Source organism: Cycloclasticus sp., assembly GCA_040743155.1.
GTDB lineage: Bacteria > Pseudomonadota > Gammaproteobacteria > Methylococcales > Cycloclasticaceae > Cycloclasticus.
The window spans coordinates 2,094,049-2,109,401 of sequence record JBFLJU010000001.1 but is presented as its reverse complement, the minus strand read 5'-3'; the positions used below and the strand labels follow the sequence as shown (position 1 = coordinate 2,109,401).

General features: G+C 43.3%; 13 protein-coding genes. 5 read left to right on the top strand and 8 right to left on the bottom strand.

Annotated features, from left to right (window positions below):
• The first annotated feature begins 1 nt into the window (after position 1).
• Positions 2-841 carry a sugar nucleotide-binding protein gene (locus AB1Y31_10140; protein ID MEW4983532.1) on the top strand — a complete coding sequence of 280 codons (840 nt, stop codon included), beginning with the start codon at positions 2-4 and terminating at the stop codon, positions 839-841.
• Complete coding sequence (cobB, locus tag AB1Y31_10135) at positions 834-1,544, top strand: Sir2 family NAD+-dependent deacetylase (protein MEW4983531.1); 711 nt, start codon at positions 834-836, stop codon at positions 1,542-1,544. Before AB1Y31_10140 ends, cobB begins: the two co-directional genes overlap by 8 nt.
• A gap of 4 nt (positions 1,545-1,548) precedes the next feature.
• On the opposite strand, the gene AB1Y31_10130 is transcribed toward cobB, so the two are convergent.
• From AB1Y31_10130 to AB1Y31_10115, 4 genes are all read right to left on the bottom strand, one after another.
• Positions 1,549-3,057, bottom strand: a complete 1,509-nt coding sequence (locus AB1Y31_10130; protein ID MEW4983530.1) for an FMN-binding glutamate synthase family protein — start codon at positions 3,055-3,057, stop codon at positions 1,549-1,551.
• Between the two features lie 6 nt (positions 3,058-3,063).
• A complete protein-coding gene (locus AB1Y31_10125) occupies positions 3,064-3,657 on the bottom strand; it encodes a DoxX family protein (GenBank protein ID MEW4983529.1) in 594 nt (197 codons plus the stop codon).
• Positions 3,658-3,704: 47 nt separating this feature from the next.
• Positions 3,705-4,655, bottom strand: a complete 951-nt coding sequence (locus AB1Y31_10120) for a bile acid:sodium symporter family protein (protein ID MEW4983528.1) — start codon at positions 4,653-4,655, stop codon at positions 3,705-3,707.
• A gap of 185 nt (positions 4,656-4,840) precedes the next feature.
• Positions 4,841-6,103: a 6-phosphofructokinase gene (locus AB1Y31_10115; protein MEW4983527.1), complete on the bottom strand. Its 1,263-nt coding sequence runs from the start codon at positions 6,101-6,103 to the stop codon at positions 4,841-4,843.
• Positions 6,104-6,538: 435 nt separating this feature from the next.
• On the opposite strand from AB1Y31_10115, the gene AB1Y31_10110 reads away from it, so the two are divergent.
• Together AB1Y31_10110 and AB1Y31_10105 are read left to right on the top strand one after the other, a co-directional pair.
• A complete protein-coding gene (locus AB1Y31_10110; protein MEW4983526.1) occupies positions 6,539-8,446 on the top strand; it encodes a LapD/MoxY N-terminal periplasmic domain-containing protein in 1,908 nt (635 codons plus the stop codon).
• Positions 8,447-8,521: 75 nt separating this feature from the next.
• On the top strand, positions 8,522-9,169 hold the full coding sequence (locus tag AB1Y31_10105; protein MEW4983525.1) for a transglutaminase-like cysteine peptidase: 648 nt from the start codon (positions 8,522-8,524) through the stop codon (positions 9,167-9,169).
• 99 nt (positions 9,170-9,268) lie between these two features.
• On the opposite strand, the gene AB1Y31_10100 is transcribed toward AB1Y31_10105, so the two are convergent.
• The 4 genes from AB1Y31_10100 to AB1Y31_10085 form a co-directional block, all read right to left on the bottom strand.
• Positions 9,269-10,654 (bottom strand): TolC family outer membrane protein, encoded by a 1,386-nt coding sequence (locus AB1Y31_10100; protein MEW4983524.1) that lies wholly within the window; start codon positions 10,652-10,654, stop codon positions 9,269-9,271.
• An 87-nt stretch (positions 10,655-10,741) separates the two neighbouring features.
• Entirely contained in the window at positions 10,742-11,371 is a 630-nt protein-coding gene (locus tag AB1Y31_10095) for a response regulator transcription factor (protein ID MEW4983523.1), read from the bottom strand.
• A 297-nt stretch (positions 11,372-11,668) separates the two neighbouring features.
• Complete coding sequence (locus tag AB1Y31_10090) at positions 11,669-12,718, bottom strand: HlyD family type I secretion periplasmic adaptor subunit (GenBank protein ID MEW4983522.1); 1,050 nt, start codon at positions 12,716-12,718, stop codon at positions 11,669-11,671.
• 2 nt (positions 12,719-12,720) lie between these two features.
• Positions 12,721-14,883 (bottom strand): type I secretion system permease/ATPase, encoded by a 2,163-nt coding sequence (locus tag AB1Y31_10085; protein ID MEW4983521.1) that lies wholly within the window; start codon positions 14,881-14,883, stop codon positions 12,721-12,723.
• 122 nt (positions 14,884-15,005) lie between these two features.
• On the opposite strand from AB1Y31_10085, the gene AB1Y31_10080 reads away from it, so the two are divergent.
• Positions 15,006-15,344: a hypothetical protein gene (locus tag AB1Y31_10080; GenBank protein MEW4983520.1), complete on the top strand. Its 339-nt coding sequence runs from the start codon at positions 15,006-15,008 to the stop codon at positions 15,342-15,344.
• Positions 15,345-15,353: the final 9 nt, after the last annotated feature.

Genomic DNA, 15,353 nt, shown 5'->3' with positions numbered 1-15,353 from the left:
AATGGCGAAAATCCTTATTATTGGCAGCGGTGATATTGGCGGCCAACTTGCGGGCTCATTAGCATCCGAAGGGCATGATGTCAGCGCTCTAAGGAGAACGTCTGTTGCACCGTTAGCTACGGTTAACTACATAAAGGCAGATGTCACCAATCAACAGCAAATGGATGCCTTGAATCTAGATTATGACCAAGTCGTTTATATTCTCTCGCCTAGCGGAAGGGATATAGCTGCGTATAAGGCGGTATTTGATGTAGGCGTAAAGAATGTCTTATCGGTATTTAAGCAAAAATGCCAGAACGCCGCGTTTACCTTTGTTTCCTCAAGTAGAGTTTATGGCCAACAACATGGCGAATGGTTGGATGAAAAGTCAGCAACTGAGCCTACTGATGAGAGAGGCGGCATTATATTGGCAGCGGAAAAGAGCTTCTTAGAGTTTAATAACCAAACGACTATCGTAAGATTTTCTGGTATTTATGGCCGCTCTAATTACTTTCTTAATGCACTCAAGAAAGGTGAAAAAGTCCAGCAGCAGCCGCCCTATTATACCAATAGAATTCACCGAGAAGATTGTGTCGGTGTGTTGGAGTTTCTATTAAATAAGAAGGTAAACGGTGGAAAGTTAGAACGAATTTATCTAGCAACGGATACTGAACCCACCTCAAAGTGGGACGTTGCAAACTATTTGCTCAATAAGTTGGGCTTAAAAGCGTGTAAACCCTTAGTATTGGAAAGCAATGCGGATCAAAATAAGCGCCTGCTGAATAGCCGATTAAAAGAAGCGGGTTACAAATTTAAGTTTGTAAATTACAAAGAAGGCTATCAAGAGAGTATGAATGAATAACGTTAAATCAATCGTTATCTTAACCGGCGCAGGCGTTTCGGCCGAATCAGGCATCAAAACATTCAGAGCCAGCGACGGGCTGTGGGAAAACCACCGAATAGAAGATGTAGCGACGCCAGAAGCGTATGAGCGTGATCCGCATCTTGTGCACACGTTTTACAATATGCGGCGCAAACAGTTATTGGACGAGGGTATAAAACCAAACGCCGCGCATACTGCCATCGCTCAATTAGAGCAAAGTGACCAATTCAACATTTTGGTCGTCACCCAAAACATCGATAATTTACACGAACGAGCTGGCACGAAAAATATCATCCATATGCACGGTGAGGTGCTAAAAAGTTTTTGTACTCGAACGGGTAAGCGTGTTCCAACCAGTGGCGATGTGATGCCAGAGTCTATGTGTGAGTGTTGCAAACAACCTAATAGGCTACGACCGGATATAGTTTGGTTTGGGGAAATGCCTTATCGGATGGATGAGATTTATGACGCGATAAGCCGGTGTGATTTATTTATATCGGTGGGTACCTCGGGCAATGTGTATCCAGCGGCGGGTTTTGTACAAGTGTCAAACCAGTCTGGCGCGCATACAGTTGAGTTAAATTTAGAGCCTTCTTCAGTTGAATCGGAATTCAAAGAAAAGCTTTATGGCCCGGCAACTGAGGTGGTTGTTAATTACTTAGGCCAGTTAGCAGAGCATTAGGTTTTCACATCTTAGGGTAGGGTTGCAACTCGTCTAAAGGAATTGACAGACCGTTTGGTGTGACAATACGGGCGTGCTGTCGGTGCAGGCGTCGTGGTCCAGCAACACCGCATGAGTGAGCAATAATTGATACCTCTTTGACCAAATTCTTTTGATAATTAGCCACACGATTTGCCTTATTTGCGGGGTCTAAGCCGCGTTGGAGATCTGGATTATGCGTGGTTATTCCGGTTGGGCAGGTGTTTTTGTTGCACTGAAGTGCTTGTATACAGCCGAGTGCAAACATAAAGCCACGCGCTGATGTTACAAAGTCTGCACCGGCACATAACGCCCATGCAACTTCAGTTGGGTTAATTCGTTTTCCAGAAGCGATGATGCGAATACGCTGCCGAAGACCGTGTTTAATGAGTACATTTTCTACTGCAGGTAGTGCTTCGGTGAGAGTGAGCCCGACGTTATCAATGAGCGACATGGGTGCTGCGCCCGTGCCGCCATCACCACCGTCTACAGTAATAAAATCAGGCGCAGATTCTTCACCGCGTGAATTAATTAGCCCGCATAGCTCACCTAGCCACTGCCATGAACTCACCACGGTTTTAAAACCAACGGGTTTACCTGTAACGGAACGAATCCGCTGAATTAAATCGAGTAACTCAGCAGGTGAGTTCACATCGAGGTGACGGTTGGGGCTGATAGAGTCTTGTTTTACTGGAATGCCACGAATATGCGAAATTTCTTTAGTAACTTTTAACCCAGGTAAGATGCCTCCTTTTCCTGGTTTAGCGCCTTGGCTGAGCTTAATTTCAAACATTTTAATTTGCTGGTGCTGTGCTACTTGTTTGAGTTTATCGTTACTTAAATTGCCGTGCTTGTCGCGCACTCCGTATTTAGCGGTGCCAATTTGGTAAACCAGATCACAGTCACCTTCTAGGTGATAGGGTGAAAGCCCACCTTCACCGGTGTTGAACCAACAGCCTGCTTTTTTGGCACCGTGGGAAAGCGCTTGTACAGCAGGTTTGGAAATAGCGCCGAAACTCATGCCGGAAATATTAAAAACAGATGATGTTGAATAGGGCTTCTCGCAATAGGGCCCTACCATCATTGGACCTAAGGCTGCATTTTCGTGGTCTAGTTTGGGGAATGGGCAGTTGACGAAAATAATGGCACCGGGTTGCCGCAGATCCTTGGTTGAGCCAAAGGCAATAGTGGAATCTAAATTCTTAGCTGCACGGTATACCCAGTTCCTTTGCGCGCGATTAAAGGGTAGTTCCTCTCGATCCATTGCAAAAAAATATTGCCGAAAGAACTCCCCCATCTTTTCAAATAAAAACCTGAAACGACCTATTAGCGGATAATTCCTCAGGATGGTTGATTCTTTTTGCGTACTGTCTTTTATATAAAGAACAAGAGAATATAAAATAAATGAGCCAACCGTAAAGATAAAGACAGCACTTAATAGTTCAACGGACCTTGACAGGTAAAACGCAACGTCCATTGAAAATAGGCTGTCCATTATGAGCTAATTCTTGAATTGTTTAGCGACCCAAAAATCTAAGCTGAGGTATTTTCCTGAGCCAATAAAAAAGAGTACGAGTAACATAATAAAATAGGTCGCAGAGAACTCGATACCATTATTAAGAATAACAACGCTACCGTTTTCTGTTAACCAGCTGTAATTGCCATGCTCGCGAAGGATATCTTTGGCGGCACTCAAGCGTTCGACCGCGCCAGCAGTACGTTCATTAGCAAAAAAACCACTGTCTTCTGCTATCGCTAACCAACCATTTTGGAGGTGAACGGTAACGGCGGCAACAGCCATGGTGACCATTAGTGGGATAGACACCCAACGAACGGCTAAACCAATGAATAAAAGAACGGCGCCAATAATTTCGACCCAAGTTGCCAGACCGGCCATTAAGTAGGGATATGGAAGGCCAAGTCCATAGTCTGGATTGCCAAACCAATCAACCGTGCTATCAAAAGCAGATAGCTTTTTAGTGCCCGCCATCCAAAAAATCGGAACGAGGTAAAGCCTGAGCGCAAGAGGTGCTAGAAAGTCAATAGAACGGGTGCGGTCGAGCATGGCTTGTAGCCTGTTAATACATTTAATCACGATTTTTCCTTTAGTTTAAGAGTCACACAAACAGACCGTATGTTTAGCTAAGTTCTTTCGAGAAGTTCAAGCTTTTCTTCTGATGAGTGTTTGTATCGTAACCATGCACTCGCACCAGCACCGGTTAATACACACCAAACAGCAAATAATGCACCAGGTAAGGCGGTTTCCGGCGAGAAATGTTTTAGGGCTAAAGCGACGCCCAGTCCTGCGTTTTGCATACCAATTTCAATGGCCATTGTTAGGCGATATTGGTTATTAAAGTTGAACAGTTTGGCTAAGAACCAGCCAAATAAATAGCCGAGAGCATTAACAATGATGATGACGAAAAAAAGATTCATGCTAATGCTATTAAGGCGTTCATGGTTAGCCGCAACGGCATACGCGCAGATAATGATAATGGCTAGTGACGCCATGCTTGGGGCGAACTCAATCAATGGCGCAGCTCGTTCGCGTAGAAGCTTTCGGCACGCCATGCCGACGAATAAGGGGGTTAGTACGGTAAGTAAAATGGTTTGCATCATTGACCAAAATGGTACGGGCAAATAAGCACCGCCTAGCCACTCTACCAATGCCGGGGTAAACAAAGGTGATAAAACAGTCGCAACGGTTGTTAGAGCAATAGAGAAAGCCACGGCGCCACCCGCCAAATAAACAATGACATTGCTCGCCATTGCGCCCGGCGCACAACCCACAATAATGACACCCAAAGCGAGCTCAGGCGGTAAGTTAGCCAGCCACGCAGCGGCAGCGCAGAGCAAGGGCATGACACTGTACTGGGTGCAAACCCCCTGGAAAATGGAACGCGGTGTTTGTAGCGTAGTTTTTAGTTCGTCAGGTTTAAGAACAACACCTAAGGCAAACATGGAGGCGGCGAATAGCCACAAAAAATAAGCTTTAAAAACCAGAAAAATAGCCGGCTGGTAAAAAGCAATAAGTGCACAGACCAAGGTAAGCGGTGCCATGCCACGTGAAATGAGTTGAGATAGTGTTTTCATGCCGTAAAGCATAAAACGATTGGCCTAAAAAGACATCAAATAAATAAATAGATAGAAAGAAATTTTAGGACGAGCCACAGCCTTTATCTTCCATTTTATTAGGAGGGTAAAGGGTTGTGGCAGATGAACAAAAATAAAACAAGCTGAAGAAGCTGACTTTAGCTGAAAGCCATGCCTCTAGTTGATCACACGTCAAACGGTTCGTTAAGGATTTTTTTAACCGGTAAGTTTTTCAACTGAACATAGTTGGGTAGGCCGTTAACATACGGCGGGTAATCTTCTCCCATGATCAAGGGGCGCAGATATTCCTCGCAGTCAGGGGTAATACCAAAACCATCAGCCGTTATATAGTGGGCTGGAAGCTTTTGTTCTACGTTGGCGACGTCTTTTAATTCGCCTGTGCCAATTTCCCATTGGTACGGGTCGTTGCTGGTACGAACGATTGTTGGCATCACGGCTGTTTTTCCAGCGATAGCGAGTTCAACAGCAGCTTTACCCATGGCGTAGGCCTGCTCTACGTCAGTTTTAGAAGCGATATGACGCGCCGCGCGTTGTAAATAATCGGCCACAGCCCAATGATATTTATAACCATGAGCGGCTTTAATCATCTCTGCGACGACGGGGGCAACGCCACCCAATTGGGCGTGACCAAAGGCATCGCGGGTGCCCGCTTCGGCTAAAAATTGGCCGTCAGGGTTTTTAACACCCTCGGATACGACGATGCAGCAAAAGCCATACTTTTTTACTGTCACGTCCACTTTAGCGAGAAATTTTTGCTGCTCAAAAGTGACTTCGGGGAATAAAATAATGTGCGGTGAGTCGCCTTCATTTTCTGCTGCCAGACCGCCGGCCGCTGCAATCCAACCCGCGTGTCGCCCCATCACTTCCAGTACAAATACTTTGGTTGAGCTACGAGCCATTGAGGCAACGTCAAAGCCTGCTTCACGAATTGAAACAGCTACGTATTTAGCGACTGAGCCAAACCCTGGGCAGTTATCGGTGATGGGTAAATCATTATCAACGGTTTTAGGAATACCAATGCAGCGGAGGTCGTGTCCTAATGTGTGACTTAATTCTGAAAGTTTATTGGTGGTATCTTGTGAGTCGCCGCCGCCATTATAGAAAAAGTAACCGATGTTATGTGCTTTGAAAACGGCAATTAAGCGCTCGTATTCTGCACGATTTTCTTCAAAACTTTTGAGCTTGTAGCGACAAGAACCAAATGCACCTGATGGGGTGTGGCGTAATGCGGAGATATCATCAGCGGTTTCAAGACTGGTATCAATTAAGTCCTCGGTTAACGCGCCAATAATGCCGTTACGTCCCGCATAAACCTTACCGATTGTGTCGCTATGTTGGCGGGCGGTTTCAATTAAGCCACAAGCACTGGCGTTGATAACGGCGGTAACACCGCCAGATTGGGCATAAAAAGCATTTTTGGTAGTCATAATTCACGGATTAAATATAAAGTTGCCCGCATTATAAAGCCGAATTAAATGAATGACATTCATTTCCATGAGACTTATGCCCTTTGGGTATAAAGCCGAATTAAATGAATGACATTCATTTCCATGAGACTTATGCCCTTTGGGTGTAAAGCCGAATTAAATGAATGACATTCATTTCCATGAGACTTATGCCCTTTGGGTGTAAAGCCGAATTAAATGAATGACATTCATTTCCATGAGACTTGTGTTCTTTGGGTATAAAGGGCGAATATGCAGAATGCGTAGTGGTTCTTTGGCGTAGCTCACAAATTAGCAGGTATGCGGTCAAGATTAGTTGTGGATATACGCTATAGTTAAGGTCGTATAGCATGGAAAAAGCTATGTATGTTAGGGCGTTGCAATCGGTAACCAAAATATCCCATAAGGTATAAAAGTATGTCTTTATCAAAACAATTATTAATTCTTATATCGGCGTTATTTCTGATGATTTTCAGCCTGAATTTTATGCTGAGTGTAAATAATATTAGAAGTTACTTGGAAGGTGAGTCACTCATTCACGCTCAAGATACGGCAACATCGCTTGGCTTGTCGCTAAGTCCTCATATGACAGACGATAAGGATCCAGTGCTTGAAACAATGATGAATGCGATATTTGATCGTGGATATTATAAAGAAATTAGCTTAGTTAACTTCTCAGGGGAAAAGTTAGTCACGTTGACGAATGAGCAAGAAGTTGGCTTAGTGCCAGAATGGTTTATTAGCAATTTACCGATGCAAACGGCGGTTGCTCAAAGCGAGATTAGCTCGGGTTGGAACATTAGTGGGGCAGTGACCGTGGTAATAAACCCAGGCTATGCCTACTCTAAACTGTATGGACAGGTTCAGACCAGCTTTTATTACTCGTTAACGGCATTTGCAGCGTCTGTTATTTTGTTGTTGCTCGTGCTGCAAATCACACTGTCTTCCTTGAAAAGAATAGGTGAAATGGCGGAAACCATCTCACAGGGAAGTTTCGATCTTATCGAGCAGTTGCCGTGGACAACTGAGGTACGAAAGGTCGCATCTTCGATGAACGTTATGTCCAGAAAATTAGAAAAAGTTATTAGAAATCTGAATAAAAAACTGGAAAGCATTGGTAAGAAATTGCAACTAGATGAACTGACAGGGTTGAGTAAAAAAAGTACTTTTGAAATAGATATGAAAGAGGTGCTTGCTTCACATGAAGATGCCTTTGTTTTCATGATTAAGATTGATGCGCTAACTAGCTTAGTTAAAGAGCTAGGCAATGACTCCATTGATCAATTTATTAAAGATTTTGCCGGCATATTGAAGTCCGAGGCTGGGAATAAGGGCTTAGGAGAGGTGAGTGCTTATCGATTTTTTGGCTCAGAGTTTGTCTTGTTAACTCGCGCTACGAGTGCAGAAAAAGTGGAAACGTTAGCAAAGTCATTGAGCGTATCGTTCACTGAATTGGGCGAAAAATATAGTAAAGCTGATATTGCGCATATTGGTGTGGCTGCAGTGGATCCATTCAGTTCAACCGATACGACTTTATTAGGCTCGAATGAGGCTTATGAGCAAGCTCAGCTCATTGGCACGAATAGCTACTATCTGCGCAAAGGAAAAGACAGGGCAAAGGATATGGCTGAGTGGAAAGAATTAGTGTTCGATATCGTCGATAGGAATGACTATAAGGTGTCATATATCGGTGAAACTGACAACCTTCAAACCACAGGTGGCGTGCTAATGAAAGATGCGTTTTCTGAAGCATTGGATAAAAATGGAGATGCACTTTCGATTGGTACGTTTGTCTCAATTGCTGAAAAATTTGTGAAAATTGTAGACCTCGACAAAGGTGTGACGTCACGTGTGATTGACTATATCAAAAGTGACAATATTTCTCATGAAATAGCGATTAACCTGTCCAATAGAACGGTAAAGAATAGTGATTTTAGAACGTGGCTGGCAGCTTTATTGGTGGAAAACTCATTCTTGGCTAGTCAACTAGTGTTTAGTTTTTCAGCGTATGCGGTTGCAAAAGAGGTCGATACATATAAGGAGTTTATTAGCTTTGTGCGTCAGTTAAACGCGAAAGTAATGGTTAAGCGGTTTGAAGCGCAGTCGATGTCACCAGAAAGGCTCAAAGAGCTTAAACCGGACTATATTCGCCTAGCGCGTGATATTGGTAATGGTGTTCAGCAAGATACAGAGAAATACGAATTCGCAAAAACAATCGTAGAGATTGGTGATTTGTTAGATATTCACGTGTTGGCGGAAAATGTTCAGGTTGACGAAGATTTTATTAGCTTAAAAGAAATTGGGGTCGCTGGGGCTAGCCGTTAGTGTAAAACAGCTAATTTGCTAATGGACGTAAGCATACAAAAGTTCTTTAAATTCCACGCGATGAGGATTCTTCGCATGGCTGGATTGAAATTCTTTGTCGTGTCGGTTTGCTTAATGGTCGCTGCTGTAGCACCTGCAGCACTAGACTTTAGTGCGGAGCTTATTTTAAAAGTAAAAGCGAAGTATGGTGAACAAGCAGCGGATAGGGTTTTAAGCTGGCAAGCACTCGTTAAGTCGGCACAGAGCCTACCAGAGAAAGAAAAATTGAAGCGGGTTAATGATTTTTTCAATCAACAGGTTGAGTTTGTTGATGATAGCTATTTATGGGGCGCGGTCGACTATTGGGCGACGCCCCTAGAAGTATTAGCAAAAGGGGCGGGTGATTGCGAAGATTACTCGATTGCTAAGTACTTCACGCTCAGAGAGTTAGGGGTTTCTGATAGCAAAATGCGAATTACCTACGTTAAAGCGATAGAACTAAATCAAGCGCATATGGTGCTAACGTACTTTGAGAAACCTGGCGTTGTGCCAATGGTCTTGGATAATCTAAACCCGATTATTAAACTGGCTTCAAAGCGGCGTGATTTATTACCAGTTTATAGCTTTAATGGTTCTGGTTTGTGGTTAGCAAAGTTACGCGGGGCAGGTAAAAAAATTGGTGGCTCTGAACGGCTTAGCAAATGGGATGGGTTGAAAAGCCGGATGTTAAGTAAAGAGTTTTAAACCTTAAAGAACTCATTACAAGTGGGGCAGTGGCTTTTATTGCTTGCAATAAAAAGGCTATCAACTGAGTTGATAGCCTTTTTAATATATTGTTATTACTTACTTAGAGGCAGGTGCATATGTAGGAGTCAATTTTCCTCTTTGTGAGCCACCAATCCAAGGCTCAACCTCAGGTAAGATCGCTGTCTCTTCAGGCAAGGTAACATTCAAATAATTTGTCAACGAACCACCACTAGCAAGAATTCTGAACTGAGAAAATAGTTCGTCATAGCTTGCATTAGTGTAAGCACTTTTTGCAACAAACATCTCATTGGCTGAATCAAGTAGATCTAGCAAAGAGCGTCGGCCAATGTTGAATTGCTTTTGGTACGCCTCGTTACTTTTGATGCTTGAGTCTCTATGACCTTCAAAGAATGCCATTTGGTTTTTAACGGTTTGATGGGCAATCCATGATAAGCGCATACTCTCAACAGCTTGTCTGTAGGTATTGTCTCTAATGCTTTTTGCTTGGTTAACTAGTTGTGCGGTTTCTTTACGACGGGCAGTATCTTTGCCGCCGTTATAAAGGTTATAACGCAAACGAACCATGGCAGAAGCGTCTTCATTAACTTCTTCAATACCGTCAATATCTTTATTATGTGAGGCACTTAGTTCAAGGTCTACACGCGGTAAAAAGGCTGTTTTCGAAGTTGCATGTTGAGCGATAGCAGACTTGATGTCCGAGTTTGCAGACTTTAATATCGGGTGGTTTGCAATTGCGCCATCAACAGCTTGATCAAAAGTAGCGGGTAATGCCTCGCTTGGTGAACTAACAGTTTCTAACTCATATGGGAGCCTACCAACTACTCTTAAATAGGCTGTTTGAGCATCTTTTAAATTCCCGATTTCTGACAGGACATTCTTTTGCGCTAATGATAACCTACCTGTAGATTGCTCAACGTCTGCTCTACGACCAACGCCACGATTGCTTCGTGATTTAATTTGATCGTTTGTGCTTTGATGAATCGTTAAGTTTTCTTCAGACAATGCGAGCAGCTCTTCACGGCGAAGCACGTTGATGTAAGCTTCAACAGCATTTAGAGCAGTGATTTCTGCTTGACCAAAAACGGTATAAGCACGTGAATTTGTTCTAGCAGTTTGACGGTTAACTTCACTAGCAGTTGCAAAGCCATCGTAAATCATTTGTCTAATTTGAATAGACGCTTCATCTCTGCCAAGGGATTTAGATTCAGAACCATCCGCTTTGGTTGAAGAATTGAAAGAGCGTTCCCAACCAGCGCCAACGGAAATATCAACAGTAGGGAAATAGCCTGCTTTTACTTGGCTAATTTCTTGTTCAACGGCTAAGCGCTCAGATTTAGCAGATTGAATTTCTGGGTTTTCGTTAACGGTATATTGGATTGCATCCTGCAGTGTTTCGGCCGTTGCCGCGCCTAGGCTCAATGCCAAAATGCCACTCACAGCTATTTTTAATTTAAGACTCATAGTTCCCTCTTGCTTTTGTTTTATTATGTAAGTAAATCAGGTAATTAGACTGAATTAGTGTAAATCTAACGTAACTGCACAACTAGGTCAACCATATTCTTTTAGATACAAAGCAAGATGGAGCCTGTCAGAAAGATCTAGTTTTTTGAAAATAGACGTTACATGTGCTTTAACGGTGCGTTCTGAAATTTCCAAAGCACTGGCGATAGCCTTGTTGTTTTCACCATCACGAACCATATTAGCAACGTCACTTTCACGTGAAGATAGCGTAGCTAATAAGGTTGATGACTCGATCGATTTATGGCTGTCAATTGTTTGAGTGCGCTCGGGTTTCATTTTGACTAAGGTGCCGATAACGCGGGGGACAAGGTGGCGCTGAATCCAAATATCGCCCTTTAATACGCTAGTCACGGCTTGTAGTAAAAGTTTAGGCGGTTCGGATTCGCCGCAATAACCGGCTGCACCATGTACCAATGCATTAATTTGTTTATTTTCTGACCAATCTTTGCCTACCACGAGAAAGCGTGCGGAGGTGGAGGAAAACATGGCCGCTAAATCGGTATTTGTGTCGACTTTGTGCGAATCGATGATAACAACCGATGCTTTGACTAGTTCTTGCTTGCTTACGGCTGTGAATATATCAAAATGACTAACCAGTGCGTGAGACCAAAGCTTCACGATAGCGGGGGTGTCAGAAAAAATAGCGACACGACGCATCAAGACGGCTCTTTGCGGTAAAAGCTAGCGTGTGTTTTTTGCTTAAAGCAAAGATGGTGGGTTGATAAAGTCATGTTAGCGTTCCTTGAGCGTGCGCTCTCTTGCTTTTAAAATAGGCTTAAGCAAGTAATCTAACACAGTTTTTTTACCCGTTAAAATATCAACGTCGGCAGTCATGCCGGCAATAATGTTTAATTTTTCGCCGTTTTTCTCGAGATAATTTTTATTGGTACGAAGGCGAATTATGTAATAGTTTTCGCCGTCGTCCTCATTGGTGATGCTATCAGCACTAATATGCTAGAGTTCTGCTTCAAGTCCGCCGTAAATTGAAAAGTCATAGGCGGTGAGCTTTACCATTGCTTTTTGACCAGGGTGAAGAAATGCAATATCGGCGGGCCGAATCTGTGCTTCAATTAAAAGTTGATCTTCAAGAGGAACGATCTCAACTAAGTCCATGCCAGGTTGAATAACACCACCAATAGTGGCGACTTTAAGCTGCTTGATGATGCCTTTAACGGGAGAAGTGACGCGGGTTCTTGTTACTCGATCTTCCAATGCCAGTGTAGACTGGCTGGTTCTATCTAGCTCGGCTTTGACTTGGTTTAATTCTTCCAATGCCTTGGTTTGAAAGCGCACTTTTGTTTCATGGAGTTTATTTTTGGCTTCAGTCAATTGGCCTCTTAAATCATTAACTTCTCGTTTAATGCGTAGCAACTCAACTTTGGACATGGCGCCTTCATCTACTAATGGTGCCGACATTTCCATTTCTTCTTTCAGAAATGCGTAACTTATTGCTCGTTGCTTGATTTGTTCAGACAAAAATTTAGTGCTGGCATTTAACTCGTTACGGCGTGAGTCGAATAGTTGCTTTGCATTGCTTGCGATTTCTGGCGCGTTTTCTGATACTTGAACAGGAATACGGAGAGGTTTGTTATCAACTTCTGCCGATAATCGTGCTGTTGCGGCGAGCAGTTCGAAATATTTCAGCTTGGTCTCATTTAAAGAGGATGAAAAGCGTACAGCATCGAGCTGTAGTAGTGCTTGTCCTTTCTCAACGGTTTCACCTTCTTTAACCAAGATTTCAGATAAAATTCCTCCTTCCAAGTTCTGTATGATTTGAATATGACTGGAAGGTGTTGTTTTGCCAGAGCCGCGAGTAACTTCATCAAGTTCAGCAAAATCAGCCCAAATAAGGGCGACAACGATGAAACTAAAGGACATCCATAAGATGATGTGGCTTTGGATGGATGCGCCGTACAAGCTGGCCGCGTTAACATCTGTTATATAGGGCTGGTCTTCAGCGTGTAGCTTGTATTTCTTGTTAGCGTTGAAAATCTTATTTAACATAATTAGTTTGAAACCTTGATTTGTCCTTTTTTCAACGCTTCAAGCACTTTGTCTTTAGGGCCGTCGGCCATAATTTTAGAGCCATCCATCACAATGAGTCGGTCAACCAGAGTTAATAACGATGCTCGGTGGGTGACCAAAATTAACGTTTGCTTGTTTAGCTGCTCCGATAATTTTTCTTTAAATCGCGCTTCAGTGCTGTTATCCATTGAGTTGCTTGGCTCATCCATAATAAAAATAGGCGGAGAAAGCAGTAAAGAGCGGGCAACAGCCACGCTTTGGCGTTGACCGCCAGAGAGCGAAGAGCCGCGCTCGCCAACAGGCATATCAAAACCCTCGGGGTGCCGGTTGACAAATTGGGTAACACCGGCGACTTCAGCGGCATGCAAAATGGATGCGTCATCTGCATATCGGGAGCCTAAAGTAATGTTGTCTTTAACGCTGCCAAACATCAGTGAAATATCTTGTGGTACATAGCCAATCTGTCGACGAAGGTCAGAGGGGTCAACTTGTCGAATATCAGTTCCATCAACCAAAATCGAGCCTTCTTGTGGTTCGTACATGCCAAGCATCAGCTTCTCGATGGTGCTTTTTCCTGAGCCAATACGGCCAATAAAAGCAATTCGTTCGCCAGCTTTAATCTTAAAAGAAATATTATCCAGTGCCTTAATAGGTTGCTCTGGGTAGCTAAACGAAATATTTTTGAATTCAATGTCGCCTTTAAACGTTGGCCGGTGTAAGTATTTTTTACCGGGTTCGCGTTCAACCGGTAGAGACATCATATTGGTTAATGTATCTAAGGAAGCTCGCGCCTGATGGTAACGTGTTAGTAACGAAGCCACTTGGCCAATAGGGGCTAGTGCGCGGCCGGTTAAAATGGTGCAGGCAATTAAAGCACCCATGGTGAGCTCGCCTTCAGAAATTTTATATACACCGAAAACAACCACGGAAATTGACGCCATTTGCGTTAAAAATGCGGTCAAGTTGGTGGCAATAGACGAGTAAAAACGTGATTTAAGACTTAAGCGAGAGATTTGTCCAATGTTTTGTTCCCACTTACCTTGGATTTGGCCTTCGGCTCCTGCGCTCTTAATGGAATCCAAGTTGTTAAGTGACTCAATCAGCGTTGCATTTTTTTGTGCCGAGTACTTAAAGAGTTCGTTAATTGTATTTTTAAGGGGTTTTTGTACAGCGAGTGCTCCTAGTATAGCCAAGGGTAAAACCGCTAAAGGCACTAAGGCTAAGTTGCCGCCCAGCATGTATATAACGGCAATAAAAATAAATAGAAAGGGTAGGTCGATTAAGGTCGTTAGTGTTGCAGACGTTAAAAAATCGCGAAAAGACTCAAACTCACTTAAGTTACTGGCAAATGCGCCCACAGATTTTGGGCGGTTTTCCATCTTAATGCCCATGACCTTTTCAAAAATGGTGGCGGATAGGATAATGTCCGAACGTTTGCCTGCGACATCAATAAAGTAACCACGTAGCCCCTTCATAACAAAGTCAAAGGTAAACACAATTGTTACGCCAATGGCTAGCACCCAAAGCGTTTCAAGCGCGTGGTTGGGCACTACGCGATCGTACACGTTCATTATGAAGAGTGGCGATGCTAAGGCGAACAAGTTAATTAATAAGGATGCTGCAAGGGCTTCACTGTAGATAGGCCAAGACTTATAAATAACGTCCCAAAACCAATGCTTTGCTTTGGGTATAACAGAGTCGGCTGTTCTATCGTCGAAGGTATGGTTTAGTTGAATAAAGAAGGCCGAACCACTGTATATTTCATCTAGTACGTTTAAATGAACGGCTTTTTCACCGCTATCTGTTTCCGGCAGAATAATGGTGCATGTCTCATCTTTTTTGGAAATGAGAACACAGGTCTTTCCATCTTCAAGTAGTAAAACAGCCGGTAAAACCAAATTAGATATTTCAGCCAGTGGGCGGCGAACCAATCCCGTTGAAAACCCTGCGCGTTGCGCTGCTCTAACAAAAAGAGATGCGGTGAGTTTGTTGTCAACTAAGGGTAAGCCAGCAGTTAAAGAATCTGCGGAGTGCGGGCTGTTGAGCAACTTACACACCGATAACAATGCTAGCAATAAGGGGTCATCTTGAGAGGTCATGCTCGAGATGTTGTCTATCGGTTTGCTTAGGACTGCTTCTGCCATTTTTTATCCGTTAAATTACGAAACAAAGCGCAAACATTCTTGTCGTGCGCGGTAAGTTTGATTATTGTTTTTTATTTGGTGATACTAGAACAAATTTAAAAAAATGCAAATGGAGCCGCAATATGCCTTATATTCAGCGTAATCAGCAAGGTGAAGTTATTAAGTTATTGGATACACCGTTCGGTGACGAGAGTCAATGGCTGGAGCTTGACCACCCCGATGTGGCTGGCTTTTTACAGCAACCAAGCAATGGAAGTGAATTAAAAAAATCACTGCTCAGCTCTGATAGTGAAATGGTACGGGTCGTAGAAGACTTGGTTGATTTGCTGATGGAAAAGCAAGTCTTTGTCTTTACCGAGTTGCCAGAAGCGGTGCAAGCCAAACTCAATGCGCGAAAGAAATTAAGGCATGACGTCAATGCTATCAGCAACTTGATTGGCGAGGATGACAATATTCTGTGAAGCACTGCC

Excerpts from the sequence above, each read along its gene's own strand:
- AB1Y31_10085 (MEW4983521.1), bottom strand. The coding sequence starts at position 14,883 with ATGGCAGAAGCAGTCCTAAGCAAACCGATAGACAACATCTCGAGCATG.
- cobB (MEW4983531.1), top strand. The coding sequence starts at position 834 with ATGAATAACGTTAAATCAATCGTTATCTTAACCGGCGCAGGCGTTTCG.
- AB1Y31_10120 (MEW4983528.1), bottom strand. The coding sequence starts at position 4,655 with ATGAAAACACTATCTCAACTCATTTCACGTGGCATGGCACCGCTTACC.
- AB1Y31_10105 (MEW4983525.1), top strand. The coding sequence starts at position 8,522 with ATGGCTGGATTGAAATTCTTTGTCGTGTCGGTTTGCTTAATGGTCGCT.
- AB1Y31_10110 (MEW4983526.1), top strand. The coding sequence starts at position 6,539 with ATGTCTTTATCAAAACAATTATTAATTCTTATATCGGCGTTATTTCTG.
- AB1Y31_10095 (MEW4983523.1), bottom strand. The coding sequence starts at position 11,371 with ATGCGTCGTGTCGCTATTTTTTCTGACACCCCCGCTATCGTGAAGCTT.
- AB1Y31_10080 (MEW4983520.1), top strand. The coding sequence starts at position 15,006 with ATGCCTTATATTCAGCGTAATCAGCAAGGTGAAGTTATTAAGTTATTG.
- AB1Y31_10100 (MEW4983524.1), bottom strand. The coding sequence starts at position 10,654 with ATGAGTCTTAAATTAAAAATAGCTGTGAGTGGCATTTTGGCATTGAGC.
- AB1Y31_10130 (MEW4983530.1), bottom strand. The coding sequence starts at position 3,057 with ATGGACAGCCTATTTTCAATGGACGTTGCGTTTTACCTGTCAAGGTCC.
- AB1Y31_10140 (MEW4983532.1), top strand. The coding sequence starts at position 2 with ATGGCGAAAATCCTTATTATTGGCAGCGGTGATATTGGCGGCCAACTT.
- AB1Y31_10090 (MEW4983522.1), bottom strand. The coding sequence starts at position 12,718 with ATGTTAAATAAGATTTTCAACGCTAACAAGAAATACAAGCTACACGCT.
- AB1Y31_10115 (MEW4983527.1), bottom strand. The coding sequence starts at position 6,103 with ATGACTACCAAAAATGCTTTTTATGCCCAATCTGGCGGTGTTACCGCC.